This is a genomic window from Pseudomonas tremae, assembly GCF_001401155.1.
Classification (GTDB): Bacteria; Pseudomonadota; Gammaproteobacteria; order Pseudomonadales; family Pseudomonadaceae; genus Aquipseudomonas; species Aquipseudomonas tremae.
Genome location: NZ_LJRO01000335.1, coordinates 1 through 283 on the forward strand (window position 1 = coordinate 1; position 283 = coordinate 283).

1 pseudogene (cut by a window edge) is annotated in these 283 nt (G+C 53.7%); it reads left to right on the top strand.

The annotated features are described in order from the left end of the window. Positions 1–133: 133 nt before the first annotated feature. Positions 134–283, top strand: a pseudogene (locus ALO43_RS31570) (recombinase family protein) (its annotated part continues 83 nt past the right edge of the window); the annotation flags it as partial.

Genomic DNA, 283 nt, shown 5'->3' on the forward strand with positions numbered 1-283 from the left:
TTTTGCAGCGCCTCCTTAGGTATGGCTCAAAAGAGTAGTTCTTTCTGGCACGGCTCATTAGGGTTGCCTTTAGGTCAACTGAGCCATAGCTGATAAGCTCGGCCCATTTGGGTATACCAAAATGGGCCATACGATGACGACTCTCAATGTTGCGCGGGTGTACCTGCGTGTCAGTACAGAAGACCAGGACTTGCAGCGCCAAGAAGCGATCATTGGCAATGCGCGAGCATCGGGCTACTACGTGGCTGCGGTCTATCGCGAAAACGCCTAGGCGCTCGATCCG